The 1,021-nt window shown below is 32.2% G+C and carries 1 protein-coding gene; it reads left to right on the top strand.

Annotation, left to right across the window (positions count from 1 at the left end):
- On the top strand, positions 1 to 912 hold a 912-nt coding region (locus HM984_RS17365), incomplete at its 5' end, for a hypothetical protein (protein WP_218845075.1).
- Positions 913 to 1,021 lie beyond the last annotated feature (109 nt).

The raw sequence follows: 1,021 nt of genomic DNA, 5'->3' as shown, positions 1-1,021 counted from the left end.
CGTTGGCACCAATTTGACCCAAAAACTATGAGAATAACTTTCCTACTACTTTTCTTGACTATTTTAAGCTGTTCAGATAATAAAAATGATTTTGAAAAATATAGTGAATTAGAACAAAAGGCAATGTTGGAATTCAAAGACAAAGAATATGATAAAGCTTTAACAAATTTCGAAAGAGCAATTGATTTAAAACCGACAGAGGACGTTTCTATATATTTTTACGCAACAGCTTCAGCATTAAATGCCAAAAATAAAAATAAAGCCAAAGAATTACTTATTTCTTCAATACATAATACTAACGCTTCGAAAGACTACTTCTTGAATTTCAATGAGTTCAATAATTTCAGGAATGAAAAACTGTTTTTGGAAATTGAGAATGACTACGAAAGCCATATTTCAGAATTCTACAATAAACTGAAGCATCCCAAAATCTATCGAGAAGTTGATAGCTTAATGGAATTAGACCAAGAAATAAGGAATAACGGAACTGATTGGAACGAAGTTTCGAGAATTGATTCGTTAAATATCAAACGCTTAATCGATATCACAAAAGAATATGGCTGGCAGAAAAAAGGCTGGCTCGTTCTATGGCATCAACGTGGAACTTATGGTCAAGATAATTACGTTTGGAATTTTTTCAAACCGTATATCGATGAACAAATAGTCAAAGGGAATATGAAAAAAGACTTTTGGGCTATGTTCGAGGAAGAAAAATCAATTACTAAAAATAAAGAACAGATTTATGGTCTTTATTGGAATCAATTTGACCAATTTCCAATCCTTGACATTGAAAATGTAGACAAAAGACGTTCTGAATTTGGACTTCCACCACTTTGGTATATGGAGAAAGTTTATGGAATTGAATTACCAACTGGATATAAAAAAACTGGTGCCAACACCGTGTATAATTAATTGCTATGGCAAGTGCTTATTTGGAAAATTCCTTCGGAATTTTCACGGGTTCGTAAATGTTTGTTAACTTAGTTGCTTAACCACGCAACTAACCATACACAAAACCGTT

Origin of the sequence: Winogradskyella pacifica (assembly GCF_013403915.1) — a bacterium.
Taxonomy (GTDB): domain Bacteria; phylum Bacteroidota; class Bacteroidia; order Flavobacteriales; family Flavobacteriaceae; genus Winogradskyella; species Winogradskyella pacifica.
Note: the sequence above shows the minus strand (reverse complement) of the source record. Positions and strands in the feature narration are given on the sequence as shown.